At 47.2% G+C, this 26,401-nt stretch carries 31 protein-coding genes; 10 read left to right on the top strand and 21 right to left on the bottom strand.

From position 1 onward, the window contains the following. Positions 1 to 4: 4 nt before the first annotated feature. From NYE37_RS11930 to yfkAB, 8 genes are all read right to left on the bottom strand, one after another. On the bottom strand, positions 5 to 916 hold the full coding sequence (locus NYE37_RS11930) for a conjugal transfer protein (protein WP_037994087.1): 912 nt from the start codon (positions 914 to 916) through the stop codon (positions 5 to 7). A 27-nt stretch (positions 917 to 943) separates the two neighbouring features. Continuing rightward, positions 944 to 1,546, bottom strand: a complete 603-nt coding sequence (locus tag NYE37_RS11925; RefSeq protein WP_049719641.1) for a class D sortase — start codon at positions 1,544 to 1,546, stop codon at positions 944 to 946. Beyond that, entirely contained in the window at positions 1,543 to 2,487 is a 945-nt protein-coding gene (locus NYE37_RS11920) for a hypothetical protein (protein ID WP_037994086.1), read from the bottom strand. The genes NYE37_RS11925 and NYE37_RS11920 overlap by 4 nt, the downstream gene beginning before the upstream one ends. A gap of 456 nt (positions 2,488 to 2,943) precedes the next feature. Then, positions 2,944 to 3,336, bottom strand: coding sequence for a VOC family protein (locus NYE37_RS11915; RefSeq protein ID WP_049719640.1), 393 nt, complete (start codon positions 3,334 to 3,336; stop codon positions 2,944 to 2,946). A gap of 22 nt (positions 3,337 to 3,358) precedes the next feature. Then, complete coding sequence (locus NYE37_RS11910; RefSeq protein WP_049719639.1) at positions 3,359 to 4,051, bottom strand: DUF3891 family protein; 693 nt, start codon at positions 4,049 to 4,051, stop codon at positions 3,359 to 3,361. 35 nt (positions 4,052 to 4,086) lie between these two features. Beyond that, positions 4,087 to 4,341 (bottom strand): hypothetical protein, encoded by a 255-nt coding sequence (locus tag NYE37_RS11905; RefSeq protein ID WP_131470855.1) that lies wholly within the window; start codon positions 4,339 to 4,341, stop codon positions 4,087 to 4,089. Between the two features lie 68 nt (positions 4,342 to 4,409). Then, positions 4,410 to 5,084 carry a 5,6-dimethylbenzimidazole synthase gene (bluB, locus tag NYE37_RS11900; RefSeq protein WP_340712061.1) on the bottom strand — a complete coding sequence of 225 codons (675 nt, stop codon included), beginning with the start codon at positions 5,082 to 5,084 and terminating at the stop codon, positions 4,410 to 4,412. Positions 5,085 to 5,201: 117 nt separating this feature from the next. After that, positions 5,202 to 6,356 (bottom strand): radical SAM/CxCxxxxC motif protein YfkAB, encoded by a 1,155-nt coding sequence (yfkAB, locus tag NYE37_RS11895; protein WP_062842814.1) that lies wholly within the window; start codon positions 6,354 to 6,356, stop codon positions 5,202 to 5,204. A 598-nt stretch (positions 6,357 to 6,954) separates the two neighbouring features. Here yfkAB and NYE37_RS11890 point away from each other — a divergent pair. Both NYE37_RS11890 and NYE37_RS11885 read left to right on the top strand, forming a co-directional pair. Continuing rightward, positions 6,955 to 7,389: a DUF2621 family protein gene (locus tag NYE37_RS11890; protein WP_049719638.1), complete on the top strand. Its 435-nt coding sequence runs from the start codon at positions 6,955 to 6,957 to the stop codon at positions 7,387 to 7,389. 170 nt (positions 7,390 to 7,559) lie between these two features. Continuing rightward, positions 7,560 to 7,769 carry a cold shock domain-containing protein gene (locus NYE37_RS11885; protein WP_037994743.1) on the top strand — a complete coding sequence of 70 codons (210 nt, stop codon included), beginning with the start codon at positions 7,560 to 7,562 and terminating at the stop codon, positions 7,767 to 7,769. Positions 7,770 to 7,823: 54 nt separating this feature from the next. Here the strand turns inward: NYE37_RS11885 and NYE37_RS11880 are convergent, their stop codons facing one another. From NYE37_RS11880 to NYE37_RS11865, 4 genes are all read right to left on the bottom strand, one after another. Continuing rightward, positions 7,824 to 8,126 (bottom strand): YunC family protein, encoded by a 303-nt coding sequence (locus NYE37_RS11880; RefSeq protein WP_037994745.1) that lies wholly within the window; start codon positions 8,124 to 8,126, stop codon positions 7,824 to 7,826. Between the two features lie 76 nt (positions 8,127 to 8,202). Then, complete coding sequence (locus NYE37_RS11875) at positions 8,203 to 8,460, bottom strand: DUF6154 family protein (protein WP_049719637.1); 258 nt, start codon at positions 8,458 to 8,460, stop codon at positions 8,203 to 8,205. Positions 8,461 to 8,507: 47 nt separating this feature from the next. Beyond that, a complete protein-coding gene (locus tag NYE37_RS11870) occupies positions 8,508 to 9,953 on the bottom strand; it encodes a bifunctional metallophosphatase/5'-nucleotidase (RefSeq protein WP_037994748.1) in 1,446 nt (481 codons plus the stop codon). A 37-nt stretch (positions 9,954 to 9,990) separates the two neighbouring features. Continuing rightward, positions 9,991 to 10,863: a DUF72 domain-containing protein gene (locus tag NYE37_RS11865; protein ID WP_037994751.1), complete on the bottom strand. Its 873-nt coding sequence runs from the start codon at positions 10,861 to 10,863 to the stop codon at positions 9,991 to 9,993. Positions 10,864 to 11,100: 237 nt separating this feature from the next. Here NYE37_RS11865 and NYE37_RS11860 point away from each other — a divergent pair, with 237 nt between their 5' ends. Beyond that, the gene (locus tag NYE37_RS11860) at positions 11,101 to 11,508 is read left to right on the top strand and encodes a Mov34/MPN/PAD-1 family protein (RefSeq protein WP_037994753.1); all 408 of its coding nucleotides are present in this window, start codon (positions 11,101 to 11,103) and stop codon (positions 11,506 to 11,508) included. Positions 11,509 to 11,530: 22 nt separating this feature from the next. Beyond that, positions 11,531 to 13,021, top strand: a complete 1,491-nt coding sequence (locus NYE37_RS11855) for a nicotinate phosphoribosyltransferase (protein ID WP_037994755.1) — start codon at positions 11,531 to 11,533, stop codon at positions 13,019 to 13,021. A 55-nt stretch (positions 13,022 to 13,076) separates the two neighbouring features. On the opposite strand, the gene aceA is transcribed toward NYE37_RS11855, so the two are convergent. The 5 genes from aceA to NYE37_RS11830 all read right to left on the bottom strand — a co-directional run bounded on the left by aceA (position 13,077) and on the right by NYE37_RS11830 (position 18,359). Next, a complete protein-coding gene (gene aceA, locus NYE37_RS11850; protein WP_037994758.1) occupies positions 13,077 to 14,357 on the bottom strand; it encodes an isocitrate lyase in 1,281 nt (426 codons plus the stop codon). Positions 14,358 to 14,384: 27 nt separating this feature from the next. After that, positions 14,385 to 15,971 (bottom strand): malate synthase A, encoded by a 1,587-nt coding sequence (gene aceB, locus NYE37_RS11845; RefSeq protein ID WP_049719633.1) that lies wholly within the window; start codon positions 15,969 to 15,971, stop codon positions 14,385 to 14,387. 166 nt (positions 15,972 to 16,137) lie between these two features. Next, positions 16,138 to 16,263, bottom strand: a complete 126-nt coding sequence (locus tag NYE37_RS11840) for a hypothetical protein (protein ID WP_255347178.1) — start codon at positions 16,261 to 16,263, stop codon at positions 16,138 to 16,140. A gap of 182 nt (positions 16,264 to 16,445) precedes the next feature. Beyond that, complete coding sequence (locus tag NYE37_RS11835) at positions 16,446 to 17,528, bottom strand: AI-2E family transporter (protein ID WP_037994761.1); 1,083 nt, start codon at positions 17,526 to 17,528, stop codon at positions 16,446 to 16,448. Positions 17,529 to 17,534: 6 nt separating this feature from the next. Then, entirely contained in the window at positions 17,535 to 18,359 is an 825-nt protein-coding gene (locus NYE37_RS11830) for a YihY/virulence factor BrkB family protein (protein ID WP_049719632.1), read from the bottom strand. 277 nt (positions 18,360 to 18,636) lie between these two features. Between NYE37_RS11830 and NYE37_RS11825 the strand changes: the two genes are divergently transcribed. From NYE37_RS11825 to NYE37_RS11800, 6 genes are all read left to right on the top strand, one after another. After that, positions 18,637 to 19,968 carry a helix-turn-helix domain-containing protein gene (locus NYE37_RS11825; RefSeq protein ID WP_037994763.1) on the top strand — a complete coding sequence of 444 codons (1,332 nt, stop codon included), beginning with the start codon at positions 18,637 to 18,639 and terminating at the stop codon, positions 19,966 to 19,968. Further along, positions 19,952 to 20,173 carry a hypothetical protein gene (locus NYE37_RS11820; protein ID WP_037994764.1) on the top strand — a complete coding sequence of 74 codons (222 nt, stop codon included), beginning with the start codon at positions 19,952 to 19,954 and terminating at the stop codon, positions 20,171 to 20,173. The genes NYE37_RS11825 and NYE37_RS11820 overlap by 17 nt, the downstream gene beginning before the upstream one ends. A 163-nt stretch (positions 20,174 to 20,336) precedes the next feature. After that, positions 20,337 to 21,044: a 2,3,4,5-tetrahydropyridine-2,6-dicarboxylate N-acetyltransferase gene (gene dapD, locus NYE37_RS11815; protein ID WP_037994766.1), complete on the top strand. Its 708-nt coding sequence runs from the start codon at positions 20,337 to 20,339 to the stop codon at positions 21,042 to 21,044. A gap of 52 nt (positions 21,045 to 21,096) precedes the next feature. After that, complete coding sequence (locus NYE37_RS11810) at positions 21,097 to 22,314, top strand: aspartate aminotransferase family protein (protein WP_198051059.1); 1,218 nt, start codon at positions 21,097 to 21,099, stop codon at positions 22,312 to 22,314. Positions 22,315 to 22,316: 2 nt separating this feature from the next. Next, the gene (locus NYE37_RS11805) at positions 22,317 to 23,465 is read left to right on the top strand and encodes an N-acetyldiaminopimelate deacetylase (protein WP_037994769.1); all 1,149 of its coding nucleotides are present in this window, start codon (positions 22,317 to 22,319) and stop codon (positions 23,463 to 23,465) included. 112 nt (positions 23,466 to 23,577) lie between these two features. Beyond that, a complete protein-coding gene (locus NYE37_RS11800; RefSeq protein WP_231564587.1) occupies positions 23,578 to 23,883 on the top strand; it encodes a DUF4870 domain-containing protein in 306 nt (101 codons plus the stop codon). 343 nt (positions 23,884 to 24,226) lie between these two features. Here the strand turns inward: NYE37_RS11800 and NYE37_RS11795 are convergent, their stop codons facing one another. Genes NYE37_RS11795 through NYE37_RS11780 form a run of 4 tightly spaced genes read right to left on the bottom strand, consistent with a single transcriptional unit; the run spans position 24,227 to position 26,333 of the window. Next, on the bottom strand, positions 24,227 to 24,574 hold the full coding sequence (locus NYE37_RS11795) for a P-II family nitrogen regulator (protein WP_037994774.1): 348 nt from the start codon (positions 24,572 to 24,574) through the stop codon (positions 24,227 to 24,229). After that, positions 24,555 to 24,926: a P-II family nitrogen regulator gene (locus NYE37_RS11790; protein WP_037994775.1), complete on the bottom strand. Its 372-nt coding sequence runs from the start codon at positions 24,924 to 24,926 to the stop codon at positions 24,555 to 24,557. Before NYE37_RS11790 ends, NYE37_RS11795 begins: the two co-directional genes overlap by 20 nt. Then, entirely contained in the window at positions 24,910 to 25,644 is a 735-nt protein-coding gene (locus NYE37_RS11785; protein ID WP_037994777.1) for a DUF1538 domain-containing protein, read from the bottom strand. Before NYE37_RS11785 ends, NYE37_RS11790 begins: the two co-directional genes overlap by 17 nt. Then, a complete protein-coding gene (locus NYE37_RS11780; RefSeq protein ID WP_198051060.1) occupies positions 25,641 to 26,333 on the bottom strand; it encodes a DUF1538 domain-containing protein in 693 nt (230 codons plus the stop codon). The genes NYE37_RS11785 and NYE37_RS11780 overlap by 4 nt, the downstream gene beginning before the upstream one ends. Between the last annotated feature and the right edge of the window lie 68 nt (positions 26,334 to 26,401).

Here is a 26,401-nt window from a genome sequence, read left to right as displayed (position 1 = left end):
CTCGTCAGACCTCTCCTTGTTCCGTACTGATTACATACCAACGCCCGCCCTCTTTGACGAGCTCAAAGCGGTAATGATCCGTGATCTTGGCTCCCGAAGCCAGATCCTCAAGCAAGACATCGCAATCGGCAAGATAGACATCCTGTTTTTTACGGACGGTAAGCTGTTTCATTTCGGAAAATGACATGATTCCGGTCAAACCGGGCAAAGATTGATTGTTTTTTTCGAAATAAGCAATTTCTTCAGATGTTCCGGTGGTATACACCTTCCAAAAAGATTTCATGAACTGTTCCACTTCGTCACGAATCTTTTGGTCAACCGCTTCCCCGCCATTGTCTTTCCCGCTCTTTTCCTCCTCAGCGGGTGCCTCTGCCACCGGCGGCGGGATAAAACGGGGGTATCCCACGACGAGATAAGACTCTCCGGCTTTCTTGACGGGAACAATCATATACCGGTCCACTCTCTTTTGGTCATTGGGATTCTTCACGTTGCTGAGAATGGTTTCGGCATATACCGTCACTTCCGTCACACCGGACCGGTCATCCCTTTCTTTGACCGCCCATGCACTCACGTTGCGGGCGTAAGAATTCCACTGAACCTGTTTAAAATCAAGCCCCCCTTGCACATCCATATTCGGTTTCCAAAAGGGCTTCAACCGCTCTGCCCTGGATTCCTCTTTTCCTTGCGTCCAAAAAAGATATTCTCTGGCGAATTGTTCCGCAAAAGCAAGTTCCCCGATGACAGGCTGTGTGTTTTTTTGTGCAGGTTCTCCTCCGGCTGCTTCCAATTGGCGCGGGGGCAACTGAATCAAGCCGAATTGAATGGCCAAAACCACCGTGGAAACACATGCCGTGTAAATAATGAGCAGCCAAAACAAAATCCTCGGAATCTTGCGGCGAATGATCGGCCGTTCCATTTTTCTCCTCCTTAATGATCTGAGAAGTCACTCAAGTTTTGTCATCTGTTCTGCCTGGATAATGTATCGTTTTGGAGCCGGTCCGACATATGTGAACGGATAGCAGGTTGTCAGGGTAAGTACCGGTTTTTCATGCGGGACGATCACTGTGCGGTCATCCGGGGTGGTGATCCATGTTTTGGTAATCGTATATGCAAATTTGCCGTATTCAGATTGGACGATCAATGAATCTCCCGGCTCCAACCGGCCGATTTTGCGGAACACCGTGTCCCGGTGTCCCGATAAAACGGCGTTATCCGGTTCTCCCGGAAGCACACTTCCGGCATAATGTCCGACTCCTTTGTCCAGCTCATCCTCATGCGTTCCCTCAATGATCGGCATTTTGGCCTCCAACGCGGGAATGATCAAATCAGCAAAATGTTCCCCTTTCTCCGGCCTTTTCTCCTCGGGGACAATCAGCCAATCCTCTTGCGGTGAAGAGCCCGTTCCGGCCTCCACCACCGCTTTGGGAACGGCCTCCGACGTGGTTTCCACCGTTTGCCGTTTCAGGAAATACGAAACCCCTGAATAACCGGCGTAAAAAGCTCCCAAGATCACAATCGAGAGAGCAACGGCTTTGTCCCATTTCAAGACGATTCCACCTTATTCTTGCGAAGCACGTAAACGGAGCCCAGCATGGACAAAGCGCTTCCCAGCAAAACGCCGTTTAAGTCATTCCCGGCGGTATCCGGCAAAACCCCGCCTTCTTCCGTTTGCGGCCGGTTTTGCTTCTGATTTTGTTCCTCGTCACCGGCTGCAGCCAAATGCTTGGTCTCAGCCCCGGCGTTTTCTTTATTTTCAGCGTTTGCCGCTTTGGGCGAATATTGCTTCTCCTCGATGGACTCTTTTGGCTTCGTCACTTCGGAGACAATCTGGTTGGCCACCGGGCTTTCTTCCCGGTCGTGGGATGGTTTCACTTCCTCTTGCTGTCGGGATTCAGGCTGTGCGGATTCTTTGGGAACTTCTTGAAGATTCGACACTTGCGGACGATTTTCGTCTGAGGATGAATTTTCCATGTCTGATGGATTATCGGATGATACCGCTTCTTTTTCCTTCACTTTTGGAGAATCGGATGGAATGACCGCTTTGCCGATGTCTTCAGGAATTTCTTTCATGGAGGGAAATTCTTTCTCTGCTGGTTGATGATCCTTTTCAGGTTTCGGGGTTTCTATCTTATTTTCCAATTCCACCGGTTGGTCCGACAATTTTCTTTCCAATTCTTTTCCTTCGGACTGCGGTTGCTCGATTTTCTGGTCCGGTTTGCTCGGAGGCTCATCCAACGGATGTTGGCCGGGTCCGAAATCACTGTTGGCAAAAGCGGTTCCCACTCCCGCCGACAAACCCGTCACCAAGCAGACCGACAACGCCGCAGCCATTTGATTCACGTTTTTTCCTGCCAACGGCTTGGGTTTGCGCCGGTTTCCCCTTGGATTGGGATATTCAAGGTCAAACTGCCTCAACAGGCTGGAGTAAAGGTTTCGCGATTGAACATCTGTACGAAACGACTCTAAAATTTGTTTGGGATCTTTCACTTCAATCCCTCCTGTCCCTCATTAAAAATAAACATTGAAAGAAAAACTCCATGCCAAACCGATTTAATCAAACATCAGGCGGCTTTTCATCCGCCCGGCACAATCACTTCTTTATCAAAAATGGGAGCAGGCATCCTCCCCCCTTGTAAAAACCGTCGTCATAACTCTTCCTTTTCCATATAATATTACATAAATCGTACTTTTTTCAACACAATTTCGTAAAATTTGCAGATGCGAATTTTTTATCAATTTTATTATTTGGCTCACATTTTTTCTGTCGGGACTCGCTTCATCGACAATGTTATTATTTATAAAAATAGATGAATGCGATTAAATCATTGTTTTTATTAATTGATTATTAAATTTTTTACATAAAAAATGCCGTCTTTCTTCATCTGCAACATTGCAGACCCAAAAAAACGGCAATTTTTGTGAACTGATTTTTCTCCTCGTGGTTCAAGCTGTCCAATGAATCATTCTTTTCTCTAAATTTCCTGTAAAAAGCTCCAGCACGATGCCATCCGGATCTTTAAACTGGACGGACCATCCTCCTCCCCGGAAAACTGGTTCCCTCACCATCTCCACCTGATTTTTTTTCAAAAGGGAAACTGCATGAAAAAAATCCGGTTCGCGGATGGTAAAAGCCACATGGTCCATTCCGGGACCCGATGCGGCGGAACTTTCTTCCGGCCTTTCCAATAAGCAAATCCAGGCATTCCCCCATTCCAGATAGACATCCTTCCGGCCTTTGTGCACCAGTTTCATTCCCAAAAGACCACTATAAAACCGGAGGCTTTGCTCCAAGTTCCTCACTCTCAAAGTGAGGTGATTGAAACCGCTGACGTTCATCCACTCTTCTCCTCCTTTTCCGTCACACCATCACATGGAGTGTGTATGTCTGGCTTCCGACCAGGCGACGGTAGGAATCCACCATTTGGTACGGGATTTCAATGGAGTAGGACTGTTTAAACAGGTTGGGGGAAAGACGCAACCGGTCTTTTCCCTCCCAGATCCACTCATACCGCTTCCCTTGATAGAAGATCCCGTCTTTATACAACGGGAAGGTATTTTCCCCGGGTTCATTGAAGCACACAAAAAGCGACAACTGATCAAAAAATTGCAGCAACCGGAAGTTGCGGGCGATATTTTCTTCTTCAGTTTCCGTGAAATATTCACGCAACTGATTTTGTCTGGCCAATTCCTGCTCCCGGAACCTGCGGCAGGCGGGATCGGTCTCATTGGTAAAAAAAGAAGCATAATGCTTGCTGCATAAAAAACCGGCATAATGATCATTGGCAACCACTTTGGAAATCCCCCGGGTATAGGCTTCCAATTTGGGCAATAACGGATAATCGTAAAAGCTGACCGGACAATTGTTTTTTTCATCCCAAAGCACGGAGCGGTCCAGCTCTTCCCACCCGATATCATGGTGGGAAATGGCAAACAGCGTTTTGGCGAGGGGCTGAACCGGCTCATCAATATGCGCCGCCATTTCCCCTGCGATCAACGCATGGTCGTGTTGTTTGATCAAAATGAAATAATTTCCCCGTTTTCTGACGATCATTCGAAGCCCCTCCTTTTCAAGCCCTTCACATCGCTTTATAAAGCATCATTCATAAACAAAGCCGCATCGGGTTCCTGTTCATCCGCCGACTGATCCGTTTTTCCTTTTTGCTCCGATTTGCACGCTTCTTCTATCAACTTTACAAGGGCTTCGTTGAAACTCAGATTCCGTTTTCGGCAATAATGCTCAAACGACCTTTCCAAATCCCTCGGCAAAATCACCACCCGTTCCGACTTTGCAGTTTGAACCTGATCCACATTTTGCTGTACAAACCGTTGAAACACATCCATCATGGCTTCCCCCTTTCTTGTAAAAAGAAAAGCCAAACTTCCAAAACAAGAAATTTGGCTTCCGGGTCTCACTCCATCTGCTCCAGTTCCAACGGGTTACCCCACTCGTTTTCATAAATCAGTTTCGACAAATCCAACCGGGATTTCCAACCTTTCTCTTCCAACATGGGTTTGGGACGAAATTCAACCGGATAGCCGATGCAAAGATAGGCAACCAGCCGGACTCCTTCCGGCAACTTCAAAAGTTCCTCCGTTTTCTCTTGGTCCAAAATGCTGACCCAGCCGATCCCGATGCCCTCGGCACGGGCCGCCAGCCACATGTTTTGGATGGCCAGACACGTGCTGAACAAATCGGTCTCCGGCATGGGACCGCGCCCCAACACAAAAGGGGCATCGCGATTCCGGTCACAGGTGACCGCCACATTCACCGGCGCTTCCATGATCCCTTCCAACTTTAAATCCCGGTACAACTTTTTCCGCTCTTCTTCCGGGATTTTTTCCAATTGCCCCCGGTTGGTCTCGATAAATTGATCTTTTATGGACCGGCGCAATGCATAAGAGTTGACAAAAATAAAATTCCACGGCTGCATAAATCCGACCGAAGGCGCAAAATGAGCCGCCTGTAAAATTCTCTTCAATGCATCTTTGGGAACCGGCTTGCTTGAAAAATGACGGATGTCCCGACGGGCTCGGATCACCCGGTAAATCACTTCCTGCTCCTCTTTGGAAAAAGTATCGTGCAAACGAATGCCTCCCTCATTTTTCCCGGTGACAACAATGTCTTGCCGGACATTCGCTTTCGGTGGCCGGAACCTTGTTCGGCCCTCACTTCTATTATATTCCTTTTTTAAGATGGTTTTCTACAGAAGATCCAATGATTCACGGCGACCCACCCTGACTTTGGCTTGCCGGTTTTGGAAATCCCAATGGGGGTAGTAAGCGTTTTTCACCAGCAGATTGGGGCCCGCACAGCGAGCTTCTTTGCAAAAACAATGAACTTCTTTGGCAACGGGACTGTTGAGCCAACGTTCAAACACATCACTGAGACGGTCACGATGAATGTTTCCGAGCGGAGGAACATCCCCGAAGTCGGTCACAATCACATCCCCGGTGAAAACATTCACATTTAACCGGTTGCGTCCGTCCGGATCCTGGCGAACGGTCACGTTGGCCTCTTGATGCAGACGCCTCCACAATTCACGGTCTTCTTTTTTGTCACTGCACGGATAAAAAGGAAGGGTCCCAAACAAAACCCATACATCCGGATGCCGGTGATCCAACAGTTTCCAAACGGCTTCCCGATACTCATCCAAACTTAAAAGCTCCATGTTTTTGGCAAAGTCACTGGGGTACAAAGGATGGACTTCGTGCCGTTTGCATCCCATTTCTGCAACGGTTTGGTGCATTTTTTCAATATATTTGGCCGTAAACGGGCTTAACAGGGACTCTGCCGAAACAAAAACCCCTCTTTTGGAAAGCTCGCGGGCATTATCGATCATCTGTTCATACAACCGCTCCGCCACTTTGGGCTTGATTTCCTTCCCGAAGTTTTTAAAGGCCATCCGGTAAAAATCTTTTTCATCCCGGTAATTGTATGAAATATGCAGAACATCCAAATCATCAATCCAATCCAGATACCGGTTCAGCGGCAACGTGAGATTGGAATTCAATTGCGTATAAATCCCGCGTTCCTTGCAATATTTCAACAAGGGTTGAATGGTGTTTTGGACGACTCCGGGATTCAAAACCGGCTCGCCGCCGGTAATGCTGACCGTCTTTAAGGTATCGATTTCCTCCAAAGCTGCAATCAATCGTTCAACCGGAATCGGAATGCCTTCCCGTTCCACCAATTCCTCCCCGACCGCACAATGTTCACAGCGAAGATTGCACAACTGTGTCACCGTGAATTCCACACTTGTCAATTCGTACCTGCCTTTTTCAACTCTTGTATACCAAGGATCCCACGGATCCCAATCGGGCGTCAGTTCTTTTTTTTGATTTGTCATCCTTATCATGGCCATTGCTCCTTTTAACCTGCCTGCAATACATAAAACACTGTGTATGAATATAACGCAACGATCTTCCGGGCGCAATGCCCGCTTTTTATTACAAAAGGATTCCGTATGTAACAAACCGGTCCATCTGTTTCTTTAATTTAACCCCATTATTACATGTACTTTACATTTGCCCGAAAACAAAGACAAACCATTCCCGGAGCCGCTATAATGAGATCAACAAAGAGGTCACGGAGGGAAAAACAATGAACCACGCATCGGTGGGATTATTTAACGCAGTGTTAATGAGTGTTCCGGTTTGGACGATGATTTACTTCGGCATCCGCTTGCTGGCCGGCTGAACCTGATCATACACAGAAACCAATTCACGGGAGGTATGCCTGATGCAAAAACCAATGGCTGGATTATTTAACGCGGTGTTATTAAGCATTCCATGTTGGGGACTGATCGGTTATGGAATTAGTTTGTTGGTATAATCAGCGGATCTTATAAACGCCTTCATCGGGAAAACAAGGATGAAGGCGTTTTTTATTTACTCCGATTTTCCTCTCCTTTATAATAACTTTTTAGATAGAAGCAGAGAAGAGGTGAAGCCGCGATGAGCATCGGACCAGCCTGGCTGCAGTGGATCTATTTGTTCTTTTGGATTGGTTTTCTCGTTTTTCTCGCCATTGGCGGTTATTTTATGTTCCGCAAGTTTTTAAAAGCCCTTCCCAAAGAAGATGGAAAATCGATTCTTGATTGGCAGGAATATTACATAAACGAGACTCTTCATTTGTGGAATCAGGAACAAAAAGAACTTTTAAACGAACTTGTCCAGCCGGTCCCCCAATTGTTCCGGGATGTGGCCAAACAAAAGATTGCGGCAAAAATCGGGGAATTGGCTTTGAAAGACCAGGCCGAGGCATTAAATGAAGAATATATTATCCGCGGTTATATTCTGGCCACCCCGAAACGGGACCACAAGTGGCTCATCAAAAAATTGAAAGAAAAACAAATCGATCTGTCCAAATACCGGCATCTTTTGGAGTGACACAGAAAAAACTTGCCACTTGCCGCTCAACATGGTAAACTTAGGTTCATAATGAGTTAAAAAGCTGGTATCGCAAGTCAAGTTTCATCTTGTGGCCTCTTGTTTCAAAACAATAGGTTTTCAAGTGCTTGAGTTTGGCCGCTTTTTAATGGAAAGAAGGAGGCCCTGAGATGAAGGGAACAGTAAAATGGTTTAACGCCGAAAAAGGTTATGGATTCATTGAACGCGAAGACGGCGGAGATGTATTTGTTCATTATTCGGCCATTCAATCTGAAGGATTCAAAACACTTGAAGAAGGCGAACCTGTTGAATTTGACATTGTGGAAGGAGACCGCGGTCCCCAATCCGCCAATGTCGTACGTTTGAACTCTGTACGCTGATTCAACGCAGACAACAAAGCACTTTCCAATGGAAAGTGCTTTTTTCATCTTTATTCAGATCATCCGCAGCAGAGCTTGCCTTCCGGTCATCCCCGGCTTGATTCCTTTCGCCTCCGCCGTATGCGTGACCGATTCCAGCGGCGCATCCAACAACTGCTCCAAGGTTCGGACCCCCAGCGCACGCGCCGCAATGATGTTCCGCTCCGAAAGCCGTTCGTTTAACAACGCGACATCCAAAGCACCGCACATAATATATCCTTTATCGGTCGTAACCACCAACAGGGTTGTTTTCGGCAATTTGACTTCAATTCCCAAAACTTGCTTTCCTTCAATATCCAAAGGTTTCAATTGGATCATCCGATTCCCTCCTCATGCGGACCGTTTTTATACAATGTATGTGCCGCAAACGGTGCATGTGAGGAAATCTTTCGGATCAATGATAACGAGTGACCGGGGACACGGAACGCAAACGGGGCAATTTCCCGTCCTGAACCATTTTCAGCTTCAACATTTCAACCAGATAAACCCCCAGCATTTGCGTGATTTCATCATCATCCATCTGCTCAATGAGCTGCATCATGTGTTCACGGGACTGCTCCTCCAGTATGCTGAGTACAATGGCCACGGCATCTTCTTCATCATCATTTAATTGATCGCGATACAAATCGTAAACCTCATCCACAAAACTCATGCAACAACCTCCAAATCCATATGAATTTATGTCACTGTCGTTCGTTCTCAATTACCTGCTTTGAAAAACCTGCGTTCTTTGCATCGTTCGACGGCCACCGGTTTCTTAAGCTGATAGGCCAGCAAATCCCGCAAAAACTCGGGAAGAAAGTACTTGATTAACCTCGCGTTTTTTAAAGACAGATAACCGGCCCCGAATATAAACATATCAATCATTCCCACCAAATAGGTTTCCTCTTCTTTCCATTCCCCTTTTTCCCCAAACCGGATGGATGTAATCTTTTGGTACGGTTTGCGCCTCGGGTCAAACCGTACTTCGATTCCCGATACACTCAGGGTTCCCAAGATTTCTCCGCGAAAGCCGAAACCGCGGATCGGTTTTTGTTGAAACTCCGCAAGCAGTGACTCTTCCAGCGCATTTTTCAAATCCCTTCCGCTGATTTCGACCAACACCGGATTGATCGGATGCGGACACGTCTGGTGAATCATTTCCAAGGTAACCGTTCCTTTGGGCAAATCGCATAACAATTGACCGCTGTTGACCAAGGCCACATCCGCCCCGACCCAATCCCGGATGCCGTCCGCCAACAAATTGGCAAAAGGCGACTCCGCATTCCAGTTGACGGTGAGCGGTTCCTCCAAACGGGCAACGGGTTGGGACAGGTTTTGCTCAGCCCGCTCTTTGTAACGGCGGATCAACAAATTGATGCTTTCGTCAGGCACCTGCCCCGCCAGATCATGACAGCGTGCCGTTACATCCTGAACTGACCGGGTGGTTTCATCAAAGAAAACCGTCACTTGGCCGACCGCCTGACCAAATTTTCCTGCTGCAGCCAAATATGTATTTCTCACTTTCTCGGCTTTTTCCAGCAAGTGATGGGTATGTGCGCCGATGATGATGTCGATTCCATCAATTTGTTCGGCCAGCTTCCGGTCGTTTCCCAAACCCAAATGGGAAAGCAATACAATAATGTCCGCCCGGTTGCGCAATGATTCAACCGTCTTCCCAAGGATGGCAAAAGGATTTTTCACCTGCCAGCCCATCATTTCATACACCCGGGGATAAGGGATCGTCGCCGCCAGAAAACACACACGGATGCCGCCGGCATCTTTCCATTCGTAAGGAACAATCCAATCCGGCCGTTCCACCCCGTTTACATCAAAAACATTGGTGGACACCACCGAAAAAGGCGCATCATCATACAACATCCCCAATTGTTCTTTGGAAAAAGTCAACAATTCATTATTGCCAAAAGTGACCATATCGTAACCGGTTCTCTCCAACAAAGCACGGTTGACCCTGCCGTCGGTTCCTTCGGTTTCCAACCGGAACCGGTCCATATGGTCCCCGATATCCAAAAGAAAATGCGGTTCCCCTTTTTCTTCGAATTGCTTCTGCAATAAATCCACTTGCGTGTAAATCTTCCCGGCCTGATCCAAATGACTGTGCAAGTCGTTGGTATGCAATAGATGAATTCGTTTCAATCGGCTCACGAAAATCCCCTCACCCCTGTTATTGGCTGCGACGTTCTCACAACTCTTCGAAAAAAGTCAACTGTCTCGGAGCCAGTCCGCTGAAGGTAAGATTCAGTTTGCCAATCATCTGCTTGGCATTTCCGGCCGCGTCCCCTTGTGAGTTATTGTTGAAAAGCACGGTCACCTGACCGGTTCTGCCCTTTAATTGCTCAATGATATTTTTCCATTCGTCCAGTTCTTCGTCCGAATATCGGTACGCATACCGCACATCCCGCCAGTTGGGTTGCCCGGTGTTATTCCATCCTTCCAAATTCCGTCCGTGCATGCGGATGAGCGCATGCTGCGGATGGGTGACTTCGACAACCGGAGGAACCGATCCTTCCCCCGCCTGGGGTTCATCGCAAATGGTATGGATCAGTTTTTCCTCCCGCAAAAAACGAAGGGTGGACGATTTGAACCGGGGCAGAAACCAGCTTTGATGCCGAAACTCAATTGCCACCGGATAATCACGAAATGCTTCGCGAACCCGCCGGATATATTTCACATGCTTTTTGGTGCAGTCAAACCACGGCGGAAACTGAAACAGCAACATCGACAATTTTCCATGTTTGATCAACGGTTCCACCGAATCTTTCATTTCCTCCACCAGCTCCGTCCACGTCCGGACCGGAGCACGCTCCAGGCGGCCATGTCCGGTCAGCTCCCGGTAAGCCTTCACCACAAACCTGAAAGAAGCCGGTGTTTCTTGTGCCCAACGCTCCATTCGGTCCGGCGGGGCAATGGCATGAAAGGTGCTGTCCAATTCAACCACCGGAAAATGACCTGCATAAATGGCCAATTTCTCATGGGACCGGGTTCCGGGCGGATAGATGTCATGGTCGCCCCACCCGCATAAACCCACCTGAACCGGGTTTATGATTTCGCTCATCTTTCATCCGCCTTTCCCCAATTCAACAAGTAACTAAATATCTTTTATTTTACCATTTGTATAAAGCAAAAAAAATGAAAGGCACACGAACCTCCCCTCCCCGCCGGCAACAAAAAACGGGGAAAAGGGGCGCAAGCGGCTTCCCGCTTTGAAATCCGGCATAGACTTTCTATTTATAGAAATATAAAATAATGGCAGACTCCTTTAAATGCAAATTCCGATGAGGGGGCCGGATTCATGCCGTCCTATTATACCATTCATCAGCATGTCGTAGAGCAAATCAAAGAGTATTGCTATAAAAAATACCCTGACGAAGGGTATGGTTTTTTAGCGGGGCATCTCACCACCATCACACATTTTTTTCCCGTTCCCAGCCAAAACCGCACACCTTGTTCATTGGAACCGGAACCCAGCGCCTATTTTGACATCATTAAACAAATCCGTTCCAATCAATTGGAGTGGCTGGGTGTCATGCGTTCACACCCGCTGACTCAAGCCTACCCCTCAAACCGGGATCTGTCTGCATGGAGTTTTGCAAACAAAAGCTTGTGGATCATGTCCTTAAAGGATAAAGAAATGCAATTTTGCGCTTACTATATACATGATCGCAAAGCCATTCCGCTCATGTTTAAGATCATCGAATGAATGTAGAACAGGAGTTTACACCATGAATGAACATATTTCAGTATTGCACACCGACAAATACCAACTGACGATGATGTATGCCCACTTTAAAAATGGAACCCACCTCCATCAGCGGGCATTTGATTTATATTTTCGCAAACTTCCTTTCGGCAACGGATATACGGTTTTCGCGGGGCTTGAAAGAGCCGTCAGGTATTTGATGAATCTACATTTTACGGAAGAGGACATTGAATATATCAAATCCTTTGATGAACCGTTTGACCCGGCGTTTTACGATTACTTGAGAAACTTTCGTTTCACCGGAAATATTTATGCCCTCCCGGAAGGAACCCTTACTTTCCCGGGGGTTCCCATGCTGCGTGCCGAAGGATCCATCATCGAATTACAATTGATCGAAACCGCGCTTCTCAATTTTATCGGTTTCCAAAGCTTGGTCGCAACCAAAGCGGCAAGAATCCGGCATGTGGCGCCCGATGAACAGCTCATGGAATTCGGAACCCGGCGTGCACAGGAAAAAGACGCTTCCGTCTGGGGTGCCCGCGCCGCCTATCTGGCCGGTTTTGATGCAACTTCAAACACATTGGCCGGAAAAAAATTTGGCATTCCCACCAGCGGAACCCACGCCCATGCATGGATCCAGGATTTCCCGAGCGAACTGGAAGCGTTTCGCGCTTATGCCAAAGCATTTCCCGATCATTGTGTGCTTTTGGTGGACACGTACAATACCTTGCGAAGCGGTCTTCCGCATGCCATCCAAGTGGGAAAAGAACTCAAAAAACAAGGAAAAACCCTGAAGGGAATCCGGATCGACAGCGGGGATCTCGCTTATTTATCCAAACAAGCCCGCCGGATGCTGGATGAAGCCGGACTGACGGAAACAAAAATCGTCGCCTCGAGCGACTTGGATGAATTCACGATTTTAAACCTGAAATCGCAAGGAGCCAAAGTGGATTCATGGGGAATCGGCACAAAACTGATCACCGCTTATGACACCCCCTCCTTGGGAGCCGTGTATAAAATGGTTTCCCGCTATGAAAACGGGGTGTGGGAACCCACCATCAAAATTTCTTCCAATCCGGCCAAAGTGACAACACCGGGCCGCAAAAACGTATACCGGATTCTCGACCGGAAAAACAAGGCACACGGCGACTTGCTCACACTCACCGATGAACAAATCGATGAAAACAGACCACTCACACTGTTCCATCCGGTTCACACATTCCGCCGCAAAAAAATGAAGCGTTTTAAGGCGGTCCCGTTATTAAAACCGATTTTTCAAAACGGAAAACTGGTTTATGACCTCCCTTCACTCAACGAGATCCGTGCTTATCACCGGGAACAGCTTTCCCAGTTTTGGGAAGAATATTTACGGATCTTAAACCCTGAAGAATATCATGTGAACTTGTCGACCAAACTTTGGCAAACGAAAGAAGAAATGATTCAAAAAGTGTATCAAACGATCAAAACCGAGGAAAACGGCCATGCTGAATCATCCGGTGATTCCACCCCGTGAAAAACCGGCACCAGACGAAAAGGACCTGCTTCACAGCAGGTCCTTCTTTTTGGGATCAAGTCGTAAATTGTTCTGCTTCGGTCGACTCTTTCAAAGCGGTGGTCGATGAGGTTCCTCCCGAAATGACCATGGATACTTCGTCAAAGTAGCCGGTGCCCACTTCACGCTGGTGCTTGACGGCCGTATAGCCTTTTTCCTGGCTTGCAAACTCCGCCTGTTGCAATTCAGAGTAAGCGGCCATTCCTCTTTCGCTGTAGCCTTTGGCAAGTTCAAACATTCCGTGGTTGAGCGAATGGAATCCGGCCAAGGTGACGAATTGGAATTTATAACCCATTTTCCCGAGCTCTTCTTGGAAAGTGGCAATGGTTTTTTCATCCAATTTTTTCTTCCAGTTGAAGGACGGCGAACAGTTGTAGGCCAGCCATTTGCCGGGATATTTTTCATGAATGGCTTCTGCAAAGCGGCGTGCTTCCTCCAGGTTGGGCTCAGACGTTTCACACCAGATCAGGTCGGCATACGGAGCATAAGCCAATCCTCTTGCAATCGCGGTGTCCAGACCGTTTTTCAGGTAATAAAAACCTTCCGGAGAACGCTCGCCGGTGATGAACGGATGATCATAGGGATCAATGTCGCTGGTGATCAATTTGGCGGCATTGGCGTCAGTCCGGGCAATCAAGATGGTGGGAACTCCCATGACGTCCGCTGCCAGGCGGGCTGCAATCAGGTTGCGGATTGCTTGTTGTGTCGGAATTAACACTTTTCCGCCCAAATGCCCGCATTTTTTCTCGGAAGCCAGCTGATCTTCAAAGTGTACTCCGGCGGCTCCTGCTTCAATCATCGCTTTCATTAACTCAAAGACATTCAACGGGCCCCCGAACCCGGCCTCGGCATCCGCCACAATCGGGGCAAACCATTCTCTTTCCCTTTTTCCTTCCGAATGCTCAATTTGATCGGCCCTTTGCAAAGCCTGATTAATGCGTTTGACCACATGCGGAACACTGTTGGCCGGATACAAACTTTGGTCCGGATACATTTGTCCGGCCAGGTTGGCATCGGCGGCAACCTGCCAACCGCTCAAATAAATGGCTTTCAAGCCGGCTTTCACTTGTTGGACCGCCTGGTTTCCCGTCAGGGCACCCAGTGCGCGCACAAAAGATTCTTTCTCCATCAACTTCCACAAACGCTCGGCCCCTCTGCGGGCCAAAGTATATTCAATTTTCACCGATCCCCGCAATTTCAGAACTTGTTCAGGCGTATACGGACGTTTGATCCCCTTCCAACGCGGATTTTCTTCCCAGTCTCTTTTTAATTCCAACGCTTCTTGTTGTTGAGTCATTTCGCTCATCCTTTCTTCTTGATGAAATCAATCTAAATAGCGGGAGGCATTCAGGGTCAAAAATTCGCTGAATTCATCTTCAAACACCAATTCTGAAAATATTTCTTTTGCCTGGTTCAACACACTGTCATCCTGCGCATCTTTGCGCAACTTGTTGAATTCCTGATCAATCCATTGGCGGACCAATTCCGCAGTGATTTTCCGGCCGTCGGACAAAATCCCTTTTTCATGCCGGATCCAATGCCAAACCTGCGCCCTGGAAATTTCCGCCGTGGCGGCATCCTCCATCAAATGGTCAATCGCAGCGGCTCCGGATCCTTTGAGCCAAGCCTCCAGATACTGCATGGCCACCCGGATGTTTTTCCGGAGTCCATATTCCGTGATCATGCCTTCCGGCACGGCCAACAGATCTTTCGCCTCGATCTTGACATCTTCTCTCTTCTTGTGAATTTGGTTTTGGGTTGTCATGTATTGGTCAAAAACTTCCTTTGCCACCGGAACCAAACCGGGATGTGCCACCCAGGTCCCGTCATGGCCGTCTTTGGCTTCTCTCTCTTTATCCAAACGGACTTTTTTCATGGCTTCCGCATTGGCTCTTTCGTCCTGTTTGATCGGAATCTGTGCGGCCATCCCTCCGATGCAGGGGGCATTTCGACGATGGCAGGTCTGAATGGCCAACAAGGTGTATGCCCGCATAAAGGGCACGGTCATGGTCACCCGTTCCCGGTCCGGCAGAATCACATCCTCATGGTTTCTCAAACGTTTCAGATAGCTGAAAATATAATCCCAACGACCGCAGTTCAATCCGGCCGAATGCTCACGCAATTCATAAAGAATTTCGTCCATTTCAAATGCGGCCATGATGGTTTCAATCAAAACCGTGGCTTTGATCGTCCCTTTCGGAAGGGAAAACTCATGCTCGGCAAACAGAAAGACATCATTCCACAACCGTGCTTCCAAGTGACTCTCCAATTTTGGAAGATAAAAGTAAGGACCGGATCCTTTTTCGATCAATTTCTTGGCATTGTGGAAAAAGTAGAGGCCGAAATCGACCAGTCCTCCCGGAACCGGATTTCCATCCACCAAAATCCGCGTCTCATCCAGATGCCATCCGCGCGGCCGTACGATCAACACAGCCGGGTTTTCTTTCAACCGGTATTCTTTTCCGTCCGGATTGCGATATTCAATTGTCCCGTTCACCGCATCCCTTAAATGGATTTGACCGCCAATGGTGTTTTTCCAGGTCGGGGAATTGGCATCTTCGAAATCGGCCATAAAGACGTTGGCTCCGGAATTCAACGCATTAATCACCAGTTTCCGGTCTCCGGCCGGCCCGGTAATCTCCACCCGCCGATCCTTCAAATCCTCCGGCAACGGGGCAATCGTCCAATCCCCTTCCCGAATGTGTTTGGTCTCCGGCAAAAAATCCGGCAACTCTCCCTGATCCAGCCGTTTCTGCCTTTCTTTCCTGTTCAATAACAGTTTGTCTCGCATCGGGCTGAAAGCACGTGCCAGCTTGGCAATAAATTGCAACGCATCGTCGGACAAGATTTCCCGATATAAGGGCGGCACCTCTTTAGAAACCCTGATTCCCTCTGACACCAGCTCAGTCATTCGATGATTCCTCCCCATTTTCGGCCACCTGTTATTATATAACAGATCTTGCTTTCAACATTTATATTATCACAGTTACTGTTATATAACAACAGAAAAATTCATTTTTTTCGAATTTATATTTTTAACAAATAAAAATAACCGCTCCACGGAGCGGTCCAACGGCTTAAATGTCAATATCCAATTCGGCGCATTCTTCATCGAGTGTCAACTCAAATTCTTTAATTCCCGCCTCGAATTCCGGGTCAGGTGATTCAAGCTTGATTTCTGTCGGATCCCATTCTTTTCCCATTCCCTTTCCCCCTTTTTTGGATGAATGGTGAATCAGAAATGGAAACAATCCAACGGATCGATGGCAAATGATTGGTATTTATTAATATATTTTATACAATATTTAAATTATTCCTTTTTATGATAAAGCGATTCTTTCATCTTTTTCAAATCAGCCCATCATGAGATGGACTGATTTGAATATCACCCTTCAGCCCTTTTTTGACGCCACCGCAGCAAAAAGAGCCGATACAGATGACTCAACACCACTTTCGTGACGGCATAAACCGGGACCGCCAACAACAACCCCAAAAAACCGACCAGACTTCCGGCAACCAAGAGCAAAACGATAATGGTCAACGGATGAATGTTCAAGCTTTTTCCCATCACAAGCGGAGAAACCAGATTTCCTTCAATCTGTTGGGCAACGATGGTGACCACCAGCACTTTGACCACCATGCCCGGGGAATCAATCAATGCAACAATGACTGCGGGGATGGTTCCGAGAAACGGGCCGAGAAACGGAATGACGTTAGTAAACATAGTGATGATGGCCAAAATCAATGAATACTCCAAGCCGATGATCAAATATCCGATGTAAACCAAAACCCCGACACAAAAACTCACCAAAATTTGTCCTTTGATGTATGAGCTGAGCGCAAAATCCATATCCGACAAAATCCGCAATCCCTTATCCCTTTCTTTTTCAGGGAGCCATTGCAAAACATAATGGGGAAAACGCTCCCCTTCTTTTAACATGAAATAAAGAATGAAAGGAACCGTGATAAAAACCATCACGATATTGGTCAGCACTTGGAAGAAGTTGGCGACATTGGCGCCGATCGCTTTATAACTGGAATTCAAGTAATTGGTCACATAGGTCATGATTTTCTTCCAATCCAGGTTGTCATTCACCCACGGATGATGGCTCCACCGGATTAACTCTTCTTTGGCCGCATCGGTGATCGCCGGCAAATTTTGGATTAAATGGGTCAACTGTTCTTGCAGAACCGGCGCCACCAACGAACCGAGCAAAAACAACAAGCCGATGATGGCAAGGTAAATCAACAAAATGGAGATGGTGCGGGGAATCTTTTTCTTCTCCAGCCAGCGGACCAACGGCCGGAACAAATAAAATAAAATCCCCGCCAGCAAAAATGGGAAAAACAAGGTTTGCACCAACACCACCAAAGGTTGAAAAATAAAGTTCACTTGATTCGCCAACAAAATAATCAATAATATAATGATGATCCCATATCCGATCCGAAATGCCTTTGTATCCGGCATAAGCTCTCAACTCTCCCATCTGTCCCGTTTTTTCAATTGTCCAAAGGTGGCATTAATCATCCCGCCCAATATCAAAATCATGGCAGACAAATATATCCATCCCACCAATACAATAATAGCACCCAAATTCCCGTAAATATGTGAATAATTGTTGATTGAAGCATAATAAGAAAAAGCCAGCGAGCTGAGTTGCCAGCCGATCGTCGAAAAAACGGCCCCGGGCAAAGCTTCCATCGTGCCGATTTTCCGGTTGGGCGCAAATTTGTACACAAAGAAAAACACCAGAAACAGAACGCAACTGCTTAAAATCCACCGCAGCCAAATCCATACTTCATAAAAAAAGTCACTCAACCCGAGCAGACCGAACACAAACTCTCCGATGATCTTTCCAAACACCGGCAATATCAAAGAAACCGTGATGGCGATCAAAAGCCCCATCATTAAAACAATTCCCAAAAGCCACTGGATGAGAAACGGCCGGGTTTGTTCGACCTGATAAGCATTATTCAAGATGCGGATGACCGATTGAAAAGCGATGGAAGCCAAATATAACGTGACAATCAGGCTGACCGAAAAAATGCCTCCCCGCTGTTGATCCAATATGACCCGCAAATTGTTCTCCACAAGCACATACGTATCTTCCGGCGCAAAAGGCTGGATCAAACGCAGGATGTTGTCGCTGGAAACAGGAAGATAAGCCAGCACGGTTACCGTAAACAATAAAAACGGAAACAAAGACATCAAGAAGTAATAAGCCAACTGGGCGGCAAGATCATAAAGCCTTTCTTTCAAGATCCGTTGTTTCAATTCCCTGATGAATACCCAAAACACAATGTTTACCTCCAAAGTTGAACCATTTTATTCCAACCGAAACGGATGGATGATCGGAATCTTTTTTTTAATTTTTTTTTCGTCTTTTCTGCTTTTTTAAACCTCCTTCTTTTTCTTCTTACTTTTATTTCCTTGTCCCGGCTGCTTTAGTAATGACAAATTTGAAAATCCCGCAAAAAACTTCCTTTTATATTTAAGAAGTTTAAAAAACACTCATTCCCATTTTTTTTAAAAAGGTGTAATATAATAATAATTAACGGATTGTGAGGTGATCGGTTTGAAACAATTGGCCCTTCACGAAATCGGTGAAGTGATTCGCAAGGTTCGAAAAGACCGCGGTTTGAGATTGGAAGACCTTGCCGATGAAAACATTTCACCGGCGACGGTTTCCAACATCGAGCGTGGGGTCGCCCATGTGAGTCCTGAGAAAATTTCATATCTTCTGGAAAAATTGAATCTCCCCATGCGTAAATTACCAGAAATGCTCATGAAAGAGCAAGAAAAATTAAAAAAAGTTAAGTTTGAACTTCTCTCCATTGCCACATTGCGAAGAATCGGCCTGATCGATGAAGCATTGAAACGCCTGGATGCGCTTAATCTGGATGAAAACAACCCGTTCATCGCCCAAGCTTACTATTACAAAGGCGAGTGCTACATGAGCAAGCAAAAGTGGAAACAGGCTGAGCGCACCTTGTATAATGCCCTTCGCATTTCTCAGCAAAACCCTTATAAAGAAAGCAATATGGAAGCAGCCAGTTATCTTTTGCTCGGCTTGATCCGTTACAAACAAAACAATATCGAACAGGCCCTGGAAATGACAAACAACGGCATTGAAGCCTTTAAAGACTCAGGAGATAATCAGCACATCAAATATTTATTATACCGCAACAAAGGTGTTTACCTCCAGCGCATGGGACGAATCACCGAAGGGATGCGCCTGGTTCAGGATATATGGGATATGATCCCCCAAATCAACGATATCAGCACCCTGCTCAGCTTCTATTGGTTGCGCGCCGAATTTTCCCGCTTGTCCGGCTTGTTGGATGAAGCCATTGATTATGCGACAGAAGGCATCGAGATTTCGAGAAACAACAAGCAGTATGACAGCATGTGTGATTTATGGACGGTTCTCGGCAGTGTTTACACTGCAAAAAAAGAATGGGAAATGGCAGAAACTTCGTTCAAAATGGCTTTGAAACTGGAAGGAAAATTCCCGCCTGACCAGCGGCTGACCACGGTTTACACCCGCCTGGGCATCCTCTACATCAAACAAGGCCGCAACGACGAAGCCAGCCAGATGTTAAAAACGGCAATCCGGTTGGCTGAGAAGTTTAACGACGCTCCCCGCTTAAGCACCAGTCTTATTATTCTCGGTGATTTGTGCCTGATGTGCAACCAAAGGGATGAGGCAATATTAACTTATAAGAAAGCGCTTGAAATATCTCAAAAACATAAGTATCAGGATAAAGAATTCAAAATTTGGTTTAGTTTGGCACGCTGTTATGATGGACATGATGAAAAGGAATTTCAGAATTGCATGCGAAATATGTATAATGTAAAAAAAGGTTTTAATAGATGGGAGGTAGAGGATTATGAAAATAACATCTAAATTTATTGTCTCCGGGGTTGTGGCTGCTGCTGTGGGATTGACCGGATTTGCCTGCCCCACGGTTCATGCAGCTCAAAGTGAACCGGGCGGATTAATCGCTCCCTTCCAAAGCGAACCGGGTGGATTATCCATCGAGGCGAATCCCTCCCAAAGCGAACCGGGCGGATTGGCAACTCTTTTTCAAAGCGAGCCAGGCGGACTTTAAAAAGGAAGATTCTTTCATTGGATCCTCTTCAGAGGATCTTTTTTTAGTGCTGATAAGTCTTTCGGTTTTCGATGAATGAGGAGATATGATATACTTTTGTTCATGTGATACGGTACACAAAAAAGTGTCCCCCTTACCCTTCGACAAAGAAAGGATGTATTAAATGAAGGAAATGGATGCACATCAAATCATTGAGTTTATTCAAAAAAGCGAAAAAAAGACTCCCGTGAAAGTACACATTAAAGGGGATTTGGAACATATTGATTTTAAAGGTGCCCAAACCTTCATCAACAACGGGGTGGGCGTTGTTTTTGGCGACTGGAAAGAACTCCAACCCATTCTTGAAGAAAACAAAGACAAAATTAAAGACTATGTCATCGAAAACGACCGACGAAACTCGGCCATTCCTCTCTTGGATTTGAAAGACATTCCGGCACGGATTGAACCGGGCGCCATCATCCGCGAAAATGTCGAAATCGGAAAAAACGCAGTCATTATGATGGGGGCCATGATTAATATCGGAGCTGTCATCGGTGAAGGAACCATGATCGATATGAACGTGGTGGTCGGCGGCCGCGGAACCATCGGGAAAAACTGCCACATCGGTGCAGGCACCGTGATTGCCGGCGTGATTGAGCCTCCTTCCGCAAAGCCCGTCGTGATTGAAGACGATGTCGTAATTGGTGCCAATGCCGTGATTCTGGAAGGGGTCCGGGTCGGAAAAGGAGCGGTTGTTGCCGCCGGTGCGGTCGTGACCAAAGACGTTCCCCCAAACAGTGTGGTGGCGGGAACCCCGGCACGCGTCATCAAATCCATTGACAGCCAAACCCGTTCCAAAACCGAAGTGATTCAGGCATTGCGCGAACTTTAAAACATCCAAGCCCCATTCAGGGGCTCATTTTATATTTGCAGGAGGAACGAGTATGTCAGACTGGCAACATCTGGATCAAACTTATCTTTTTCCAACCGTCCGGCGGCTGCCGGTCACCATTGCCGCGGCCGAAAACAATTGGTTAATCGACACTGAAGGAAAGCGCTATTTGGATCTGTTCACGGGCCTTGCCGTCAATATTTTGGGACACTCCCATCCCCATTTGATGAAAGCGTTGAATGAACAGGGACACCGCTTTTTGCACATCTCCAATCTTTTTCTCAACCCGCCGGCCATCCGTCTCGCTCAACGGCTGGTTCAAAACACCGTCGGCACCGGCCGGGTCTATTTTGGCAATTCCGGAGCCGAAGCCACTGAAGCAGCCATCAAGCTGATCCATAAATGGTCAGTCAAACATGCTCCGGACAAAAAAGGGATCGTCGTGTTGAAAAACAGTTTCCATGGCCGTACGTTGGGCGCCTTGAAACTAACCCGCCAACCCGGGGTGTATCAGGATTATCCGCTGATTGACTATCCGGTTTATGAAGTGGAAGCCAACCAACCGGAAGAATTGATCCGGGTTTGCGAAGAAAACCGGCCCGCCGCCATCCTGGTGGAACCGATTTTGGGATCCGGGGGCATCATCCCGCTAACGGAAGAATATCTGCAAACCATTCAGCAAATCTGCCAATCCAAAGAAATACTTTTCTTGGTTGATGAGATCCAAACGGGCCTCGGGCGCACGGGCACCCTTTTTGCTTATCAGGCTTATTCACTGAAACCGGACTTGATTTTGTTCGGAAAGGGGATCGGGGGCGGCTTGCCGCTGAGCGGAATCATTGCCGGCGAGAAACTGCAAAATGAATTCAAACCCGGGGATCACGGAACGACCTTTGCCCCCTCCCCGTTGAGCGCCGCCCTCGGCAACGCGGTGTTGGATGTCTTATTGGAACAAGGCATGTTGGAACGAGGAAAGAAAACAGCCGATTTGTTGTGGTCCCGTTTACATGAACTCAAAGAAACTTTTCCACCCCTGATTCAAAGCATCCGGGGGCGCGGCATGATGATCGGAATCCGGACTTGTCTTTCTCCGGAGGCACTTCAATCTTTGCAAAAAAACCTGATGGAAGACGGCATTTTGGTCAATATTACCGCTGGAACCGTGATACGGCTGCTTCCTCCCCTGACACTGACGGAAGAAGAAATCGACACACTCATGGCAGCATTGAACAAACACCTGCAAGCAAGAAAACTGGAAGAGGAGGGTTAAGATTGGATGTCAAGCAAGCTTCGCCTTTTATCGAATTGCGGCATCAGTTGCATCAAATTCCGGAACCCGGCTTTCAGGAATTCAAAACCCAGAAACATCTGTTGAATTATCTGGAAACCTTGCCAAAACACCGGCGGATCATTCGCACTTGGAAGACGGGTATCTTGGTGAAAGTTCCCGGAAAAAACCCGAAAAAATGCATCGGTTACCGGACCGATATGGACGGGCTCCCGATGGAAGAACAAACTTCCTATCCCTTCCGCTCGCTTCACGAAGGTTATATGCATGCATGCGGACACGACATGCACATGGCAATCGCTTTGGGCATTTTAACGCATTTTGTCCATCATGAAACGGACGATGACCTGCTTTTCATTTTCCAACCGGCGGAAGAAGGGCCCGGAGGCGCATGGCCGATGCTGCAAAGCCCTGAATTTAATGAATGGAGACCAGATGTCATCTTTGCGCTTCATGTCGCTCCGGAATATCCTGTCGGAACCATTGCCTTGCGTCCGGGTTTGCTCTTTGCCAATACATCAGAACTTTTCATCGATCTTCACGGGACCGGCGGCCATGCAGCCCGTCCCCATCTGGCCAATGATATGGTCATCGCCTGTGCCCAACTGGTCCAGCAACTTCAAACCGTTGTTTCCCGCAATCTGGATCCTTTGGATGCCGCCATCATCACGATCGGAAAAATTGAAGCCGGCACGAAACAAAATATCATTGCCGGCCATGCCCGTCTGGAAGGAACCATCCGCACCAAATCCATCGAGTCCATGAACTTGGTCAAGAACCGGATCCGGGAATTGGTCCGGGGCATCGAAACCGGCTTTCAATGCCGGGCGGACATCGATTGGGGATGCAACTACTGCCAAGTCTACAATGATGAAAAATGGACAAAGTCTTTCATGGAGTTCGTCAACAGACATACTCCTTACGAGCTGGTGCAATGCGATGAATCGATGGCCGGAGAAGATTTTGGTTACTTTTTAAATGAAATTCCCGGATTTATGTTTTGGCTGGGTGTGGAGACCCCGTACGGATTGCACCATCCCAAAATGGAACCCCGGGATGAAGCGATTCCCGTCGCTGTTTCGGTCATGACCAAATACTTGGAACACTTGGGCAACCGCCCGCAAACATGGTGACATCCTCTTACGAGGATGTTTTTTTAGCCCAAAATCCAAAAGAAAGGTTTACCTTTTGTTCATCTCAGGGTACTATATAATAGAACAATGTTATGTTATGGAGGTTGCATCATTGAATAAGCTGATTAAAATCCTGATTCATGCAAGCACCTGGTTTGCACCGGTTCTTCTCCCGCTGATTGCCTGGTTAATTGTGAAAGACCGGGACGTCAAACGATTGTCTTTGCAAGCCCTTGTTTTTCATGCCATTTTCTTGCCGCTGTTTTTCATCTCCAAAGTTCTCTCCTTTCTTTTGATCGGAATTCCTTTTGCCATTCTTTTCGGCATCATGTTGATTTATTTTCCGGTCAAGGGAATTGCTTACGCCTGGTGGGAAAAACAGTATGAATACCCCGTTGCCAAATGGTTTATCCATTAAATACACCCTGCAATTTTGTGCAGAAGCGAAGTTAATGACAAAGCAATGGATTTGTTTCTCTGGTCCGTTCGTTTTTTTGAAAGTACATCAAGCTGCACGATGGTGTATTTTTTTGGCAACAGGTTGCAAATAAACAGAGGCTGCCCGTTCATCTCCATTCAGGCAGCCTCTGTTCATCTCTTCTAATTCATTCATCGGACTTTGCCGTGTTTGTAAAATAACGCCAAATCAGGGCGTTTCACCTGCACCTCGGGATCTTTTCCGGAATCAGAAAATCCGTTCAAGCCCATGTTGAATGCATACGAGAAACGCGCCGTCTGCACCGATTCCGAAATCTGCGGATTTATTCATCGGGATGGCATTCAGCAGGGATATGGTTGATTCCGACCGTGCGCTCCACTTTCATGACAAAAGCGATCCCTTTTCCGGGTTTATCCAATTGGCCGCTTTTCATGATCGCATCCAAAACCCGTTCGGTTTTTTTGCGGTCAATCAAAGTCAGAATCACTTCTTTTTCCGGTTCGATGACAATATTGAAAAGCTTGGCTTTTTCATGGATTCCCGTGCCGCGCCCCTGCAGAATGGTGCCCCCTTCGGCGCCTGCCTTTTTGGAAGCTTCCACGACCTCTTGTGCAAACCCTTTGTTCACGATAGTCACAATCAAATCATATTCAATGTCCGGTTGAGCCATTTTTTTCATCCTCCTTCCGGGAATCGGATTCAAACAAATGAGAGATCCCGGCAATTTTTTTCGTATTCATGACAAAACCGATCCCGTTTCCCGGCCGGTCGAGCCGTCCCGCTTCTTTGATCGCTTTCAAAATCGGCTCCAGTTTCTCTTCGGGAACCAAGGTTAAAATCACTTCCTTCTCCGGTTCAATGTGAATGCCCAGAAACGACACCCACTCATGGATTCCGCTGCCTCTGGCGAACATCACCGTTCCGCCTTCCGCCCCGGCTTGTTTGGAGGCTCTCACCACCTTTTTGGCCAGCCCTTTTTTCACCACCGTAACAATTAGTTTGTGATCAGGTACTTTGCTCATTTTCTTTCTCCTTCCTCCTGTATAAAATTCCCAGGATCAATACAGAAAGGATCGGAGCCAGTGCCACCAGCGAAACCATGCCGAACCCTTCCATCAAAGGGTTGCGCCCCTCGATGACGGTGGCCACGCCAACGACCATGGACAAAATGAAAGTAACGGTCATGGGACCGGTGGCAACCCCTCCAGAATCAAACGCAATCGCTGTGAAGCTGTCTTTTGAGAAGCGGGCCAACAGGAACACTAACAAGTATCCCGGAATAATAAAGTACCACAAAGGAATTCCGGCAATCACCCGTAACATGGACAAAGCCACCGACACAGCGACCCCGATGGATACAGTATATAACATAACTTTTTCCGGAATGGAACCGGTCGACACTTTATCCACCTGTTGGTTCAAAATTCTTACGGCCGGCTCTGCAAAAGTGGCGGCAAACCCGAGAAGAAGGCCAATGGGAACAAGAATCCAGTTATACGAGAGATCCCCGAGAATCAAGCCCATCTGTTCACCGACGGGCATAAAGCCGATATGCACCCCCTGTAAAAAGAAGACCAGTCCAAAGAAAGTAATGATAAATCCAACGGCGATATTCCCCACTTTGCGCCAAGGAAGTTTCAAATAAAAGAACTGAAAGAGCAAGAAAATCACAAACAAAGGAGACAATGCAAGGGCCACTTCAACCATGGTATCTGTCAGTCCGTGCAATGGATTGATCATGCATACACCACCCCTAACAGCAGTACAGAAAGAACCGGGCCGACCGAAGCCAATGCAACCAATCCGAAACCATCCGTGGAAGCACTTTTACCGCCGAGGACGGAAGCCACGCCCACGCCCAAAGCCATAATAAACGGAACGGTCATCGGACCGGTGGTGACACCGCCGGAGTCCAGTGCGACCGGAACAAATTCCGTGGGAGCGAAAAAAGAAAGCACAAATATGATGGCATATCCTCCCATTAACAGATACAGGATCGGGATATTGAAGATCATTCGGAGCATGGCAATTCCCACCGTTATCCCCACACCCAGTGCCACGGTGGAAATCAAAATGCCTTTGGGAATGGTTCCGCCGGTCACCATATCCACCTGGGAAGCCAGGACGATCACATCCGGCTCAGCCACTGTTGCGGCAAATCCCAAAACCACACTGATCAGAAAAACCACACTCAATTTCCCAAACTTTGACATGGAAGAGCCGATCATTTCACCGATGGGAAGCAACCCGATATCCACCCCGACAAAAAACAAGAACAATCCCAGTCCAACCATGACCACGCCGGTTAAAAACTGTAAAAACATTTCAACAGGCAAACCAATGACCGTGAATTGCAACAAAAAAATCACCACTGTCATGGGAAGAATCGATAAAAGGACTTCTTTTCCGGTATCTTTGAGTCGATCCAATTCGGATTCCCCTTTCTGTTCAATTTTGTGTTGCCAAGTGCAGCCATACAATGTTTTTTTGTATGCTG

Origin of the sequence: Thermoactinomyces sp. FSL K6-2592 (genome assembly GCF_038006465.1) — a bacterium.
Lineage (GTDB): Bacteria > Bacillota > Bacilli > Thermoactinomycetales > Thermoactinomycetaceae > Thermoactinomyces > Thermoactinomyces vulgaris.
This window is presented reverse-complemented; position numbering and strand designations above follow the sequence as displayed.